The sequence below is a fragment of the Hymenobacter agri genome, from assembly GCF_054778495.1.
In genome coordinates this window covers 1-846 of the sequence record NZ_BAAGZM010001089.1, presented here as the reverse complement: position 1 = coordinate 846, position 846 = coordinate 1, and the positions used below count along the sequence as shown (strand labels likewise).

Annotated in this window: 1 protein-coding gene; it reads right to left on the bottom strand. The window is 67.7% G+C overall.

The genetic code is table 11. From position 1 onward, the window contains the following. Positions 1–846: DNA/RNA non-specific endonuclease (locus ACYVDE_RS24645; RefSeq protein WP_460504159.1), on the bottom strand; the 846-nt coding region annotated here is incomplete at both ends.

Sequence of the window (846 nt, the reverse complement as noted above, 5' to 3'; positions counted from 1 at the left end):
GCGCTGCAAATCATTCACCCCGTCGGGCAGGATGACCATGACTTTCCAGATGCGGGCGGGCACCGTCACGCGGCCCTGGTCGAGGGTTTCGGCGTAGCCGTTCGAGCCGGTGCCGCCGCGGCCGTAGCTGCCCATGATGACGTAGATTTCCTGGCCGCGCTGCACCTGCGAGCGGCCGTATTCTTCGAGGTGGGCCCAGGTTTGCTGGTTGTTGTGCGGGGCCTGGGGCACCATGTTGGTCATCAGGAAGGTGTTGGCGTTGGCGTCGAGGTCGGCGGTGCGGTCGCCGCTGGGGCAGTTGTGGCCTTTGTCGAAGCCGGAGCGGGCGTAGCTGGCGGGCGTGACTTGATAGAACTGGCGGGGCAGGGCGGCGTCGGGGCGGAAGTTATTCTGGCGCGGGGCCTGGCCGAGGTCGGCCTTATCGATGTGCCAGCTCACCCAGTTCGGAATGCCACGCGGGGCGTTGTAGCCGATGGTAAATTCGGGGTGGACGAGCAGGTAGTTGCTGGCGTTGGCGGGGTCGGAGGTGGCGCCGCTGGGGTTGCCTAGGGCCAGGTTGGCGTCGTTGGGGTCCTGGGCCTGGCCGGTGCCCGTGCCGGCGGGGTATTGGGTGGTGGGGTTTTGGGTATTGGAGGACGAGGTCTGGCCGCGGTTCTCGAAGTAGCCGCCTGCTACGCCCGAGCCGGTGGCCACGGCGGGGCCGCCGGCAGTTTCGAGCACGATGTCGTCGATGTCGAGCCGGTTTTTGGGGCCGCTGGTTTTGCGGATTTCCAGCCGGATGGGCTCGTTGGCCAGCCCGGCGAAAACGTGCGGCACCAGCGCCGGTCCGCTGGTGGTGACGGGCGC